The 14,092-nt window shown below is 46.1% G+C and carries 12 protein-coding genes and 2 pseudogenes; 9 read left to right on the top strand and 5 right to left on the bottom strand.

Features of this window, described 5'->3' with window-relative positions; translation table 11 throughout:
* The first annotated feature begins 25 nt into the window (after positions 1-25).
* Positions 26-238 (top strand): hypothetical protein, encoded by a 213-nt coding sequence (locus FNY10_RS06680; RefSeq protein ID WP_160703524.1) that lies wholly within the window; start codon positions 26-28, stop codon positions 236-238.
* A gap of 349 nt (positions 239-587) precedes the next feature.
* Here the strand turns inward: FNY10_RS06680 and FNY10_RS06675 are convergent.
* The 4 genes and pseudogenes from FNY10_RS06675 to FNY10_RS06660 form a co-directional block, all read right to left on the bottom strand.
* Positions 588-780 (bottom strand): annotated as a pseudogene (locus tag FNY10_RS06675) (transposase); the annotation flags it as partial.
* 129 nt (positions 781-909) lie between these two features.
* A complete protein-coding gene (locus tag FNY10_RS06670; RefSeq protein WP_160703526.1) occupies positions 910-2,283 on the bottom strand; it encodes a DUF6602 domain-containing protein in 1,374 nt (457 codons plus the stop codon).
* Positions 2,284-2,310: 27 nt separating this feature from the next.
* A complete protein-coding gene (locus FNY10_RS06665; RefSeq protein ID WP_160703528.1) occupies positions 2,311-3,000 on the bottom strand; it encodes a hypothetical protein in 690 nt (229 codons plus the stop codon).
* A 62-nt stretch (positions 3,001-3,062) separates the two neighbouring features.
* Positions 3,063-3,665 (bottom strand): DUF4145 domain-containing protein, encoded by a 603-nt coding sequence (locus tag FNY10_RS06660; protein WP_023340184.1) that lies wholly within the window; start codon positions 3,663-3,665, stop codon positions 3,063-3,065.
* Between the two features lie 443 nt (positions 3,666-4,108).
* Between FNY10_RS06660 and FNY10_RS06655 the strand changes: the two genes are divergently transcribed.
* The 7 genes and pseudogenes from FNY10_RS06655 (at position 4,109) to FNY10_RS06625 (ending at position 12,274) form a co-directional block, all read left to right on the top strand.
* Positions 4,109-5,368: a hypothetical protein gene (locus FNY10_RS06655; RefSeq protein WP_202395392.1), complete on the top strand. Its 1,260-nt coding sequence runs from the start codon at positions 4,109-4,111 to the stop codon at positions 5,366-5,368.
* Positions 5,369-5,698: 330 nt separating this feature from the next.
* Positions 5,699-7,743: pseudogene (locus tag FNY10_RS06650) on the top strand (hemagglutinin repeat-containing protein); the annotation flags it as partial.
* A gap of 264 nt (positions 7,744-8,007) precedes the next feature.
* A complete protein-coding gene (locus tag FNY10_RS27290) occupies positions 8,008-9,189 on the top strand; it encodes a VENN motif pre-toxin domain-containing protein (RefSeq protein WP_416309068.1) in 1,182 nt (393 codons plus the stop codon).
* Complete coding sequence (locus FNY10_RS06640) at positions 9,179-9,790, top strand: hypothetical protein (RefSeq protein WP_160703532.1); 612 nt, start codon at positions 9,179-9,181, stop codon at positions 9,788-9,790. The genes FNY10_RS27290 and FNY10_RS06640 overlap by 11 nt, the downstream gene beginning before the upstream one ends.
* Positions 9,791-10,434: 644 nt before the next feature.
* Positions 10,435-10,944, top strand: a complete 510-nt coding sequence (locus FNY10_RS06635) for a hypothetical protein (RefSeq protein ID WP_416309039.1) — start codon at positions 10,435-10,437, stop codon at positions 10,942-10,944.
* A gap of 376 nt (positions 10,945-11,320) precedes the next feature.
* Positions 11,321-11,881 carry a hypothetical protein gene (locus FNY10_RS06630; RefSeq protein ID WP_141964733.1) on the top strand — a complete coding sequence of 187 codons (561 nt, stop codon included), beginning with the start codon at positions 11,321-11,323 and terminating at the stop codon, positions 11,879-11,881.
* A 177-nt stretch (positions 11,882-12,058) separates the two neighbouring features.
* Positions 12,059-12,274: a hypothetical protein gene (locus tag FNY10_RS06625; RefSeq protein ID WP_227699354.1), complete on the top strand. Its 216-nt coding sequence runs from the start codon at positions 12,059-12,061 to the stop codon at positions 12,272-12,274.
* Positions 12,275-12,306: 32 nt separating this feature from the next.
* Here the strand turns inward: FNY10_RS06625 and FNY10_RS06620 are convergent, their stop codons facing one another.
* The gene (locus FNY10_RS06620; protein WP_160703537.1) at positions 12,307-13,503 is read right to left on the bottom strand and encodes an IS110 family transposase; all 1,197 of its coding nucleotides are present in this window, start codon (positions 13,501-13,503) and stop codon (positions 12,307-12,309) included.
* A 238-nt stretch (positions 13,504-13,741) separates the two neighbouring features.
* Between FNY10_RS06620 and FNY10_RS06615 the strand changes: the two genes are divergently transcribed.
* Entirely contained in the window at positions 13,742-14,062 is a 321-nt protein-coding gene (locus tag FNY10_RS06615; protein WP_160703539.1) for a hypothetical protein, read from the top strand.
* Positions 14,063-14,092 lie beyond the last annotated feature (30 nt).

Below are 14,092 nucleotides of genomic sequence, written 5' to 3'. Positions count from 1 at the left end.
TTATAGGATTTTTGGAGCCACCTAAATGACGAATAAATTGATTGCACAAATTGCCAGTTTGCCAGATCGAGAAAATGTTGTTTATGAGATCTATTATGGCTCTCACCAAGTCGCAGAAATCTCAAATGAACCGGATATTGGCCTTCGGATTGATATTTTTAATTGTCCTGATGGAGGGTTTTGGAGTTTTAATTTTAAAGAGTTCCAGTCTCTTGTTAAGCAAGCAGAAAAAATGTAATGTAATGATCAATCCCGCCCTCAGCGCCGGGATCTGTTTATCAGACCCTATACACAATTCTGTGTAAATGCTTTTTCTCAGAAGTTACCGTCCAGCGGTCACCGAACTCGATAATAAAGCGGCTCATCGCCATACGCCAGTCTCTCTGTAAGTATCCCTGCAAAATCGAACAATTCACTTTTTGATATCTAACCTAACGTGTCGTAATGTCCGAGGTGTCCCCTATTATGGCACACAGCAGACAAACACGTGGCGCTGAAGGTCCGCTGTGAGCGAAAAGCGGAGGTTCGCAATCGAGTCGGAACGGGGATTATTAGCATTGGCGTGTTTTATCAAAGGGGAGCACTTCACCCTGTACGGCCCACAGGGTTAGCCGGAATACACTTTTAATCACCGGGACAGTCGTGATGGCGAGGCCAGAATAGCGCTGAGGGTGCCCACGTGATGAAGGTGTTGCTGGCCTGAATAACCTCATCATCCAGCCTGAAAGTCATGGAGCCCCTGTTGATAAGGGCTTTGTTGTAGGTGGGACAAGATGAAATGGTAAAGCCAGAAGTAGAGTAACCTCTGTAAAGTTTTTGGCATAAATTTTCCCTAAGGAAATTACTCTGTATTACTGATGAATACGCTAATTAACATCGTAACCTGACGAAAGTGGACTCTTCACCAAGTCAACTTAAAATGATGCAATGAATAATTCCTGCATTACCTTCATTATTATCACACCATGACTTTAGCCGCTGAAATTGACTATCTATGAAACCATACTCATCAAAATCGCATACATATGTTGTATGATGAATTGTGAGCAAATTACTACCGTTAAGTGCAAAATATGATGTAGATATTAGCTCCGCAACCACCCCATCAAGATCAAATCCTTTTGTATCAAACATATTTCGATTTTCATCATTTACTATATATCCATCAGGCATTAATGGCAATTTACGAACTAAATGTATTGCTCCATTAGAAATTCTTAGCGGCTCATATTTTGAAGGTAGAAACGATTTTAATTTTTTCGTGGAAAGCTCGAATGACCTATAGTACCAACCTAATAACTCATCTTTTTTAACAACCTTAGCATAAAGTAATGGAGCTAATCCTTCGACATGATCATCATTGCCCCATGGCATACTTATATCGAACTGAATAGATATTTTACTCCAAATTAATTCAAGCATAATCCTAAGTGGGTTATCTCTTCCCGAAGCTATAACTGCCCAGTCATTTTTATTCCTTTCCTTTGAAAAGGAATAAGGAAGACCATTTGTTTTCACTAACGAAAACTCGTTTGCAGTTATTAGAGTCGGAATACTATTTATGCCTCTAATCATGTTAATTGAATCTGCTTTTTTTTCTTCCTCTTTTTTCTTTTTCTTCGTAAGGTTTTTTAAATAATTATCTTCATCTAAATAATCCAGAAAGACATCTCTCAGGCCTTTCTCTGATTTATATCCCCCATACCCGTGAATAATTGTCACTGGCGCCAACTGTTCAATTACTAACGAGTAAAACAACACTTGACTTTCCTTATCTAAATAAAAAATGTCATCGTAGTTACTTGGGCCACTTACACCTGTTATTTTTGAAAAAATTTCTGAAGCCACATTTATATTTGGCCTCAACTCCATAGCATCCATTTTTCCCGAAAAAAATTCGCTATATTTCTTTCTTAGGATAGCTAAATGTTCATATGCATCGATAAAATCATCTTTGTTGAGAGTTTTCTTTACTTCAAATATTGCTACTACATTTTCTATATCATATATATATTCATCCGTTAATCCATATTTATCCCCCTTGCCTTTCACCAACATGCAATCTATCTGATTGGGTAGTTGCTCTTCCCCGACGCGGATGAATCCGCTAACAACAGAGAGATTCAACCCCTTAGGGATTGAAAATGATTGGTTAATACCGTGTTTTGTAATCTCCTCGTAGGCTTTCCCCAACGTTGGCATATGTGGCATGTTGATGCTTTCAAGTTTATCTTGTTCTTCTTTTACAAAAGCACTTAAGAGTTCTGTCGCTTCAACAATCATATTCATTTATCCTATTGTTATACACTATTAGTCCCATACTACATGGCAAGCTAAGTAGCCATTTATTATTATCTTTACCCAATCGCCATCGGACTGACCTATGGCATATTGATATCGTCCGTTCTGCACGACTAACCAATTCTCAAAAGCGCTGACCTTACCCGAGAGCACACTTACAAACGCTCGGCTACCAATCTCTGGATACAGATGACTTGAGCTTAACGAGAAAAACATTTCTAATTGTTCTTTAGTCATGCTAGGCAGCGGGGAAATATCTATAAATTCTGGTTCATCAATGCGTTGAATGCCAAGTTCATAAGCAATATGTCCACGGGCAAGTTTTAGAACAACCTCTTTAACACTTCCTTCTTCTGGCTGCCAAAATAGATTTCCGTGACGATCAGCTTGTTTTCCATTCTCAATTCTACTTGCAATCGATGGTCTGGCATTAAGGGTGGCAAATATCTTCGGCCGAAACTTTTCGTTAGGAATCGTAGTACCTTGCATCACGCACTCGATCAGACAAGCAATGTACTCTTCGGCTGCCGAGAACCCCTGATTGCAGGAGGCACATGATTCCACAACGGGTAAGTTCTTCGGATATGGCTCATCCAACAAGACCTTTGACGGTACATGGTCACGTGAATTTGGCGTACCACCGCAATAGGCGCAAATGCCCTTCATACGGTCATCAATAAATAGCTTCTTAGGGTCCATATGTATAACTCATACCTAATGGGTGTGAAGCAAAGGGTATCCTAGTTGATCCCCTAATTAGCCTAAAAGCTACTTTTGTTAGGCACCATACTTGGAAATTCAAAAATAAACCGGAGAAGCATTTCAATAAACACGATTAGCTCTTTGGCATCGTTTTCGCTCATTACCGTTATTTCATGCGTGGCTTCATTGCCTTTTTTTCGTATATGGTCAACCCAATGTTTTCCATTTGGTGGCGTGTATCCATTATCGGAAAGGTAAGTAACGTACTCGATAAATTTTAGTCCTTCTTTCGCCCCCTGATCGACTGCGATATTCATTAGCATTTTTCTACAAAGTAAAACCGCACCGGTATAACAACCCTCGCCAGTACTGCGCCGCGCTTCTTCATAAAGCTCAGTTAGATGAGCGGGTACATGTTGTACTGAATTTCCAAGAGCAGGGGATGGAAGCTGTTGGCTATCTGGAGTGAAAAAAACCGGACCACCACAATTTGGGCAAACATATACAGCGCCAACCTGTGAACCACTTCCGTCACCATGCTGTCCTAGTTTGTATCCTTTTACAGATGAAACATTAATATTGCAGTAGCCACATACGAATGAGGCATTAGGTAGATCCTGCAGACTACGCCAATTAAATGCTCCTTCCTGAAAAAACCTCATATTTTCTCCAAAAGGCTGATGCACTGTTAAGGTTTGGACAACCCTACCGCTGAGCTTTGATACTATGGGTCAATTTGCGGGTCTTGACAACAGCCATGGTTAAAATTTATGCCACATTTCAACTTAATAGAAAGATGAATGCTCCCGACTTTGCTACTGATATTCTGTATTTATGTTTCCCATTGCACCCTAACTACTGGTTAAACTTCCCACCGATGTCCGCTTCTGGCACAGAGCGGGCATTTGAACTTTGCCCTACCCCGGCATCTGAACTTAGCTTTGACAGTGGGAACATAGCCTCGAACATGAGTTAGGGTCAACAAAAGTGTTGGTATACGATATTATACGTGGTCTAAGTGAAAATCGGGTTTAACATTTTTGTACAAAAGTACGCATCTAGTGTTGAATCTTTTATAAAATCATTAGATTTCAAGGAGAATACATTGAGTAATACTGAGTCTTGGTTGAAGTCAATAGAAAATGGTGGCCTTGGTGAAGCCAGAGCAAAAGCATTTTTGTTGGAAAGATTTTGGGTTTTAGAGCGTTCTGTTGACATTCAAGGTGCTGATTACTTAATACAGAGAAAAATCACCTCCCAAAACTTTATGGACAAAGAGCCACCAAAACTTGGTGTTGTTCAAGTCAAATATATACAAGACGGCAACACTTATATCAGGATCAATAAAGACTATGTCATTAATCAGTCAGGTGAACCGTATGGAGAATTTTTTTTGCTTGTATTTTCTGGCCAAGAAGATGAAGCAAGAAGTTTTTTGATCACCTCACAGGAGGTTTCAGATAATTTCGAGGAAAAAGAAGTCAAAGGGAAGATAATTTTACAGACCTCGGGAAAAAATATACTGAATAATAAAAATATTGAGATTTTAAATAAGAGTATGGCGCTTGATAAAATAGAACACGCTATTAAAAAATCAGACTTCATGCGTAATCGTCTGTTCCTGGGGGCAACCAATTATATAAAACTATGCCCCGAGCAAATAGAACATGATTTTTTATTACCACTGGATAATGGGTATGCAGATCTGAAAAAGGAATTTTTCAAAAACAAGAAGCTCCTGCAATCTACACTTTTTAATATCGCAGATGTTGTTGAAGGGATGAATAACATCCTAAAAACATCCGATCCCGAGGAGGCATTTGATATCTATGAAGATGTTATTAGTCAGCATATAGGGTCCTCCACGGGAACCTATATAAGCTTCGAAGTTGATTTTTTTAATGACGAAGATTTCTTAGCAGCAGTTAAAAATCATAAAGAAAGATTATCCGCTATTCGCGAACTGGGCCTGGAAAGTAGCTATTTTTCTCTTCTGAAATCATTTGAAAAATCAGTGGCAAAGCAAACTGCAAACCTGCAATTGAGTCAAGGGGACAAAGTGGAGGTAACTATTAAATACGACGCGAAGACATTAGAAAACCCATCCATAATTGTTTCCAAAACAATTTATGAGGGGGAGTGCCCCTTTGTTGAAATCAGCACTTTGGGTCATCAGAAGCTATATTTTTGCCCATGGAACTGGATTTCATACGAGATCGGGAATGGAAAAGAGGCTTTCCCTGAAACCCCTAATGACTTCGAACGACAATATATTAGTTCTAGTTGGAAATATCGTAGACCATTTCAAGTTGCGATAGATAAGCTTCTAATTGGAGAGGATTTAATCTCGCCTTGGATGAACTAAAACTAACAATTAGCTCCGCCTGAACACATACTGGCTGTACCCACCATTTTACGATAAGTAAAACGTTAACGTCTGCTCCTGGCACAGAGCAGACCATCAGGCTCGGCTTAGCTCAGTTCATCAACTTTATCCGTCAGTCTTAAATCCCTTCACCTCCGACAGCACATCCGCCTTTCTCTTATTACATTAACACTTAACTAACACACTAATAAATAATAAAAATACTACAGAACTGAGGTGCCTTTTTTCGTTAAACTCCCTGTGGGACAGATCTGTGGATCAGGGTGAGCGGTAGCCTTGCCTGCTGTCACTTAACGATATGTTATTTATCAAGATTCACCAACGACAGCGAAACGACTGGGCGACGGCTACTACGAGCAGCGGCTGATCCGCGAGCAGGTGATCGCCCTGACCGGCCAGCGCTACCTTGACGGCTACACCAGCGACGAAGCGCAGTTTAAAGCCTTGATGGATCAGGGCATAACCTTCGGCAAACAGTATCCCCTGCAGAGCGGCGAACGCGGCGAGGTCCAGCTGGTCGCCGGGCGCGATATCCGGCTCAACGACGTCACCACCGCCTGGCGCGATAGTCTGGTGTGGGATGCCGACAACACCCTTGACCAGAGCCAGAGCCGCAGCACAGGCAGCGAGGTGACCGGCAAAGGCAACGTCACCCTGGACGCGGGCGAAAACCGTCAGACGCTGGACGAACGCCACAAGGTGAGCGGCAGCAGCGGCTGGCTGTCCAGAACCACCACCCGCACCCAGGACAGCGTGTCGCGGCAGACGGCCCAGGGCAGCGAACTCAACGGCGACAGCGTCAGCATCACCGCCGGCAACGATCTCACCGTGCGCGGCAGCAGCGTGGCCGGCAGCGGCGACGTGGCGCTGCTGGCGGGCAACAATCTGCGGATCGACACCCGGGATGAGTACAACAGCGAGCAGCACCTGAAGCAGGAGAAAAAATCGGGGCTGATGAGCTCCGGCGGGATCGGCTTCAGCTACGGCACCCAGAGCGTAAAAACCACCGACACCGGGGCGGATATCACCCGGGCGGGCAGCACCGTCGGCAGCGTCAACGGCGACCTGACCCTGCACGCGGGCGACAACCTGACGGTCACCGGCTCCGACCTGATCGCCGGTCGCGACATGGCCCTCTCCGGCAAAAACGTCGCCATCACCGCCGCCGAAAACCAGAGTCAGCAGACCCACGTGGTCGAACAGAAAACCTCCGGCCTGACCCTGGCCCTCTCCGGCACGGCGGGCCGCGACCTCAGCATCAGCGCCCGCGAAGGCGATCTGACTGCCGTCGGCAGCCAGCTGAAGGCCGGTAATGACGTGGCGCTGTCGGCCAGCCGCGATATCACCTTACAATCGGCGCAGAACACTCAGCTGCTGGAAGGTAAAAACGACAGCCACGGCGGCACGGTCGGCGTCGGGATTGGCGTCGGCTCCGGCGGCTGGGGGATCAGCGTCTCCGCCAGCGCCAACAAGGGCAAAGGCAGTGAAAGCGGCACCGGCACCACCCACAGCGAAACCACCGTCGATGCGGGCAACCGGCTCACCCTCAACAGCGGACGCGACACCACCCTCACCGGCGCCCAGGTCAGCGGGGATACGGTTATCGCCGGTATCGGCCGCAACCTGACCCTCACCTCTGAGCAGGACAGCGACCGCTACGACTCAAAACAGCAGAATGCCAGCGCCGGGGGCAGCTTCACCTTCGGCTCCATGAGCGGCTCCGCCAGCGTCAACCTCAGCCAGGACAGGATGCACAGCAACTACGATTCCGTGGTGGAGCAGACCGGCATCTTTGCAGGCAAAGGCGGGTATGACATCACCGTGGGTGAACATACGCAGCTGGATGGCGCGGTGACTGGCAGCACTGCCACCGCAGATAAAAACCGACTCGACACCGGCACGCTGGGCTGGGGCGATATCGACAACCGGGCCGGTTTTAAAACCGAGCACCAGAGCGTCGGGTTCAGCAGCGGCGGCAGCATCGGCAGCCAGTTCGCGGGGAACATGGCCAACGGCCTGCTTTTGCCGGGAAAGGCGGCTACGACATCACCGTGGGCGGGCATACGCAGCTGGATGGCGCGGTGACTGGCAGCACGGCGACGGCGGACAAAAACCGCCTCGACACCGGCACGCTGGGCTGGGGCGATATCGACAACCGGGCCGGTTTTAAAACTGAGCACCAGAGCGTCGGCTTCAGCAGCGGCGGCAGCATCGGCAGCCAGTTCGCGGGGAACATGGCTAACGGCCTGCTGACCGGCGGGAACAACGAAGGCCACGACAGCAGCACCACGCATGCGGCGGTCAGTAAGGGTGCCATCATCGTGCGGGATAAGGATAAGCAACAGCAGGATGTGGCGAACCTCAGCCGCGACGTGGAGCACGCCAGCCAGACCCTGTCGCCGATCTTCGATAAAGAGAAGGAGCAGCAGCGCCTGCAGCAGAGCCAGCTGATTGGCAAGATTGGCAGCCAGGTGGCGGATATTGCGCGGACACAGGGGGAAATAAACGGACTGGAAAAAGCGAAAGAGGCACTCGGCCCACTGAAGGAAAATGCGACGGAGAAAGAGCGCGCCGCGTATACCGACGCGCTGCGTAACAGCGATGTCTATAAAGCGGAAATGGCAAAATACGGTACCGGCAGTGCGGTCCAGCAGGGGTTACAGGCTGCAACCGCTGCCATTCAGGGGCTGTCCGGGGGCGATATAGCGAAGGCCATTGCCGGAGGCGCAGCACCATATATTGCGGAAGTCATTAAGCAGACCGCGCCGGATGAAGCAAGCCGCATCATGGCTCATGCAGCGGTGGCGGGCGTGATAGCCGCCGTTCAGGGTAATTCCGCGGCGGCAGGAGCGGCGGGAGCAGCCACCACCGCGCTGATGGGTGAAGCCATCAAGAAAACCCTGTATGGTGATATACCGGTCAACCAGTTAAGCGAAGATCAGAAACAGACGCTGGTTACGCTGGGCACGCTGGCGGCAGGTCTGGCGGGTGACAGTTCAGCCAGTGCAATGGCCGGAGCACAGGCGGGACAGAACGAAATCAGTAATAATATGGCCAGCATCGGTATGTTGCAGCAGATGATGGCGCAGGAAACACTGAATGCAGCCGCTATGGCAGAAGCTGGTAAAGGGACGGCGAACGATCGGGCCGCTCTTGCGCTGACGAAGAAAGTGAAAGAAGGACTGAGTGCAGGTTGTCTGGCAAATGAGATGTGCGTGCTGATGGCTGTGGTTCAAGCACAACAGAGTCAGAAACATACGGACGGATCAGGAAGCAGAACTGAAACTCTGCCGGTGAATGATGACCTGACGGGTGGAAAACTGGTTAATCCGATTCAGGATGAGAATAAGGGAACGTCGCTTATCACGCCGGATCAGTCTGACGATCAAAGAGGCAGTAATACCGGAAATACTGAAGGTACTCCGGATACAGGTGGAAATACCACAGTAACGCCGATCCTGGATGGGCCGAATAAGGATGATTTAGCCAACCTGGCTACAGGAGATAAACCGGCGAACTTATCACCAGAAGGTTCGGCAAGAGCTGGTGCATTCAATGAAGCTAAAAGACAATCTGGTGTTCCTGTTAGCCAAAGTCCGAGTAAAGTATCTCCTAACGTTGATAGGCGTGGCAATATTCAGCCCGGTTATATATATGAATTTGATGTACCGAAACCAGGCGGAGGAACTCAAAAAGTGTATATTCGTGATGATGCCGGTAGTCATTTTTATGAGGATGATGCCAGCCAAAACCGCGGCCCACATTTTAACGATGAGCAAGGCAACCACTATGACTATTAATTGCGTAAAACGATATGCTGCCGATTTAACTATCAAAAATGACATAACTAATTTCGATAAGCTATCTTTCTCATTGGATGGGATTTCAGCTGTAAGTTGGGAGTTACCAGGTTGTGCACGGAGAGAGTATGGTGAGAAACTATTGAAGGATATGTATACATATGTAACTGATGATAATATTGAGAATATTCACGTAATGGTGCAGTTGGTTCCCGAACAGCCTAATACGGCAATAGTTAAATATAAAAAAACATGGGGATTGATTGAAAATTCAGGAGTAAATACAAATAATATTCACAATAAAACATCTTTCATTGACAATGGTATTAAAGGACTAGTACTAACAGGAGCCGGATATATTTCTAAGCATGTAGACAATGAACTCCAGAAATTAATGAATTCGGAAGAAAAATTATTCCTTTCGAATCTGGAGCCATATATAAGCACTGATGACGACCCTCAATTTGATCGTCTTACTCATTGGATAAACAATATCCTCCGCAATGATGGAGTCATCTTCTTCCTCTTAGGTCATTTTGACGAGAGAGATACTGAGGTTGTTGCTTTAGGTAGCAAGTCTGCCTTAAAAAATATAATATAAACCAACATGTAAAATCCAGTTAATACCCAAATCCAACTTTTGTAACAGTTCGCTCAAAAGTTGGATAATCGCACCTGAGGGGTTAAAGATATCGTTAGCAGCCCTTACAGACACAGGCTTTAAGTGACCCAGATATCTCCAGCTCCTCATTAAGTTCAATACCTAAATAGAGAACTATGTTTTCCAGTTCCTTATGGCCCCGCCAGAGATAACACGGGCATTCTTAGTTTCATGGCAACGTCCCCCTTGATTAAGGATAGCGTTGCATCGACCCGTTGAACTCACAACCATTGGTGGCCACAAACAATCTCTAAATACTGGAGGAACTCAAGAGGCTTCGTTAATAGAGTGAATACAAAGGGAGAAAGTACCGAAGTAAAACCGAAATCCTTAGCTGTAATAAAAAACGGCCATATAATTAAACTCAGCGATAATCCAGAAAAACGGTCGAGTTTTGATCATAATTTCGAATTATTTTGATAAAGCAGACAGTAATTCAAACACAATAAATAGAGCTATTATCAGAAATTCGATTTAAGCACTTTCAATGTGAGAGTGAAAGCTTTACCAAAGCTAATATCTGTTCGTCAGAAGAACATGAATTACTCATAGAAATAATTGTTTCCTTGGCAGTAAGAAGCCCAATGTATAGGGATGGATGTATAGCTATTGCTGAAAAACTTAGGGGTGAGATACGGGCGCTAGAGAAGGATAGATTGATCTCTATCAATATGAGAGATGCTCTTAAAAATATTACAAACTATATAAAAAACGAAGCATTCATTTATCTTCTTCTAAGTAAAGAAAAAGAGTTTATCTTTGGTGATGGATTTTATCATGACATTCCAACAGTCACTATACCAAGTAGATCACCAACATTAGTATGTCCACTTACACCTCATATATGTGTCATTATTGATGCAAAAGAAAGAAAAAAGAATGATTCGTTGATATCAGTAGCGGTAAACGAGGAAGAAGTGACAATCTGTAACGACACCGTTCAGATATATTCAAAAAATGAAATATTTTATAGGGAGGATAAGCCAATATTATCTGAGCACTTTAAAGATAATATAAGAAAAGAATATTACCCTTATGACAACCCACTATTAAAGTTACTTGAAAAAGTCAAGGCACAAAATCATTCAAGTTAGTGAAATAAAGGATTTTGTAAGCTGCATAAAGTATAATTAGTCGGCAACGGCAGCTCCTGGCACAAAGCAGTTTACGGTAACGGCCAGTGGCCGCTATGAGCTGTGAGTTCAACTGATAAAGGTATTTCTCAAACCTCAGTGTATTAATCAACGGGGGGCAGGTCAGACTGGCTATTTTGATGAACTGTAGCTTTCCAGAGCAGGCTGCGACAGTGGCCTTTTATACGTCAGGCATCTCACCTACGGACTCGACTGGACGTTCAGATTGTTCTGTCTATGACGAAAAATTCTGCAGAGGCGCCCAACATTTTCGATTAGTTTTATGGAAATCAAATTCACTAAATGGTACTGTTTCTGTATTTTTATAATAGGGAATATGATGAAAAAATCAAATAAGACACTTATAACAATCATGGCATTAGCCTTTTTAAGTTCCTGTGCTCAAAAACAAAAGCCTTACACGTTATATAAAGATGCAACTGGAGACACTGCAAAAATACGAGTAATTGGATTTACAGACGATACAACTATACATCAAATATTGTCCTGCACAGAGTCATCTGATTTGGGGTACCTTAGAGATAAACATTATGAAGAACGAAACCCACCAAGAGTAGTTGATAAAGGATTTAAAAAATCGGTTCCAACACCGGAAAACATGCCGTTAGACTATCAAGAACGACTCATTCCTGCTAAAGGGTGGATTGAAGTCAGATCTGCATTATTCGCAAGCGATGGTGGCTTGTGTACTCTAGGCACCCATTGGTTTAAGCCTGAAAAAGGCGCGCTTTACGAAGTCCGAAATCGTCTAAATAAAGCCGGCAATATTTGCTCAATGAAATTAGTGCAGATAAATCAGAATAATGGACATGCCGAAAAGGTAGAGACGCATGAAAGATTAGCTGAGTTTTTGCCCTGTCAAACAATTGAAAAATAAACTTCGTTAATTTTATATTAAGCCGCTACGGCGGCTTTCCACTGGACGTGCATGTGATAATTACAGTTCCTTATGTTGATCGATTGAATGTAAACTCTTCTCCAACTCCTGGCCATTCTGTTTCTTGGTGTAGGGAAAAAGATATCCTTCGATGGCGATTTTTATGCTGTTGATGGAATGAAATTCAGCAAAAGTTATTATGAGAAACTATGGTCACAAGGCAGACCTGCTCCATTCATTCAAGCAAGAGAAGTTTTAAATGGTAATCCAAAAATTGAGCCAGCCCCTAGAGATGCACCTGGCTACTTTAGATATGAAGGTGCGGGACTTGAAATGATCTATAACCCGAAAACCGGACAGGTTGGTCATATTCAACCAGTTAAGACTAAATAAGGGGGGTGCCCCTATTAAGTTGTCAAGCATATTTATGACGCCGTAGGGGTATAAAAAGTACCGTCACGCATCATGGCGTACAGCACGTCGCAGCGTCGCCTTGCCAGGGCGATAAGCGCCTGGTTGTGTCGTTTCCCCTGGCTCATTTTGCGTGTGTAGTAAGCCCTGGATATCGGATCCCTGAGCGCAGCGAAGGCCGACAGGAACAGAGCCCGCTTGAGGGTTTTATTGCCCCGTCTTGACGGGTGTTCGCCACGTATCGACGAACCGGAGCGCCGGGTTACCGGCGCAAGGCCAGCATAAGCAGCGAGATGTGCGGCGGAGGCGAAGGCGCGACAGGCGACCTCTGTGAGGAGTCTGGCTGCGGTCCTGACACCGACTCCGGGCATGCTGGTCAGGACCGGGTAAAGAGGGTGGGCGAGTACCCTTTGCTCTACCTCAAGGGCCACCTCGTCTCTTTGCTTACGCAGTGTGATGAGCTGGAGTGCCAGGCGTGGGAGGACGATGACAGCAGCATTCGTGCCAGGAACGACGACGGTTTGCTCGGTCAGTGCCTGGCTGATGTCAGCAGCAAGGCTCTTTCCCAGACGGGGCGCGAGTTTGTTGAGTTGGGTTGCCAGTTTTTTCTCTCCCAGCGAAGCGAGTTTTTCGGGCGAGGGATATCGCTGGAGCAGATCGAGCACGGCCGGGTGATCCAGTCTCGGTCCGAGAACGCGCTCCAGAGCCGGATGTATCTGGGTCAACAGACCACGGATACGGTTGCTGGCCTGCGTGGTCTGCGCGGCAAGATCATCATCGAAGCCGCAGAGCATGGAGAGCTCGGCGATGTGCTCGTCAGCCACCTTCAGCGTGCGTAGCGCGTGAGGCAGAGTTCGGGCAGCTTCGGCGATGATGGCTGCGTCGCGGGCATCGGTTTTGGCTTCACCGGCGTGTAAGTCGGCGATACGGCGCATTGCCAGTCCAGGAAGGTATCCGACAAGGACGCCTTCAGAGCGGGCAACGGCGACAGGTAACGCACCGATGGTGGCAGGCTGGTCAACGACCAGCAGTATCTGACCATGCTGTTTCAGATCAGATATCAGTGCTCTGAGTTTGATTTCGTCGTTGGGTAATGCTTTATCGAACAATCGTTTACCTGAACGATTAACGGCAACGGCGTGATGGGTATCTTTACCGACATCCACGCCAATAAAGACCTGGACTGATTCGTAATCACTGGATTCGGTCATTCTGTCTCCCTGTTTAAACGGGTTAACCAGATAACCTCGGGGAGCAGGTACCGGCATCCACGTTACAGACGGCCCCGGCAAAAGTGCCTGGCCTGACCCCTATTAGCGGTTACCAGCGCCCCACCAGACCCGGTGACATCACCCCCCGGATCATGGACGACTGGGGGCAGTAATCATGCCGGGTCTGGCTGGCTAACACCCCTAGTATAAGGGGTACGAATAAAGTAACGGGGGCTGGATGGACATTTGGCCTGAGTTTCAACAGGATCTGGAGAGATATCGAGATGCTGTTTTATCGATAAAACGTAGCATTCGATTGTATGAAGAGTGCATTGAATCGTTAATTCATCAGATCGGGAGTATAGATTTTGATAGTGCGCAATCTCTATTTGATGAGCTTTTTGGTATGCAATCTGAACTTGCCACTATGTTATACAAATATGAATATGAGCCAGAAAAAAGAATTAGAGATTTAATATATCATCTAGACCGGGATGATTTTTACTCAAGAAAGTATTGGCATGAAAAATTTAGTGCTGGCTTAGCATGGCCTGAATAACCGTAAGTAGTAATCCCGCCCTATCCGGGC

Origin of the sequence: Klebsiella sp. Lac1 (assembly GCF_009825425.1) — a bacterium.
In the GTDB taxonomy this organism is placed as follows: Bacteria; Pseudomonadota; Gammaproteobacteria; order Enterobacterales; family Enterobacteriaceae; genus Klebsiella; species Klebsiella electrica.
Note: the sequence above shows the minus strand (reverse complement) of the source record. Positions and strands in the feature narration are given on the sequence as shown.

Excerpts from the sequence above, each read along its gene's own strand:
- FNY10_RS06680 (WP_160703524.1), top strand. The coding sequence starts at position 26 with ATGACGAATAAATTGATTGCACAAATTGCCAGTTTGCCAGATCGAGAA.
- FNY10_RS06670 (WP_160703526.1), bottom strand. The coding sequence starts at position 2,283 with ATGATTGTTGAAGCGACAGAACTCTTAAGTGCTTTTGTAAAAGAAGAA.
- FNY10_RS06665 (WP_160703528.1), bottom strand. The coding sequence starts at position 3,000 with ATGGACCCTAAGAAGCTATTTATTGATGACCGTATGAAGGGCATTTGC.
- FNY10_RS06660 (WP_023340184.1), bottom strand. The coding sequence starts at position 3,665 with ATGAGGTTTTTTCAGGAAGGAGCATTTAATTGGCGTAGTCTGCAGGAT.
- FNY10_RS27290 (WP_416309068.1), top strand. The coding sequence starts at position 8,008 with ATGGCAAAATACGGTACCGGCAGTGCGGTCCAGCAGGGGTTACAGGCT.
- FNY10_RS06640 (WP_160703532.1), top strand. The coding sequence starts at position 9,179 with ATGACTATTAATTGCGTAAAACGATATGCTGCCGATTTAACTATCAAA.
- FNY10_RS06635 (WP_416309039.1), top strand. The coding sequence starts at position 10,435 with ATGTATAGGGATGGATGTATAGCTATTGCTGAAAAACTTAGGGGTGAG.
- FNY10_RS06630 (WP_141964733.1), top strand. The coding sequence starts at position 11,321 with ATGATGAAAAAATCAAATAAGACACTTATAACAATCATGGCATTAGCC.
- FNY10_RS06625 (WP_227699354.1), top strand. The coding sequence starts at position 12,059 with ATGAAATTCAGCAAAAGTTATTATGAGAAACTATGGTCACAAGGCAGA.
- FNY10_RS06620 (WP_160703537.1), bottom strand. The coding sequence starts at position 13,503 with ATGACCGAATCCAGTGATTACGAATCAGTCCAGGTCTTTATTGGCGTG.
- FNY10_RS06615 (WP_160703539.1), top strand. The coding sequence starts at position 13,742 with ATGGACATTTGGCCTGAGTTTCAACAGGATCTGGAGAGATATCGAGAT.